1 protein-coding gene is annotated in these 221 nt (G+C 65.2%); it reads right to left on the reverse strand.

What is annotated here, in order from left to right:
• A partial coding sequence (locus tag EII41_RS13995) for a BACON domain-containing protein (RefSeq protein ID WP_148091789.1) occupies positions 1–221 on the reverse strand: 221 nt, incomplete at both ends.

Here is a 221-nt window from a genome sequence, read left to right on the forward strand (position 1 = left end):
GCCGTGACGACGAGTCGTTGCGAGGCGCCGACGGGCAGCGTAAGTTCCGTATAATCGAGGGCGAGGAACTTCGGCCCGGGCTTCGGGTTTTGCGTGACGGTAACCGTATCTTTCAACGCGCCGGAGACGAAGAAGATTTTCGCCGTGCGGGGCCACTCGTCGGCGTAGGCCGGGGCGGTGACGGTGATCGTGCCGTCGCCTGTACCGGAAGCGGCCGAGAG

The organism is Tannerella forsythia (assembly GCF_003860135.1).
Classification (GTDB): Bacteria; Bacteroidota; Bacteroidia; order Bacteroidales; family Tannerellaceae; genus Tannerella; species Tannerella forsythia_A.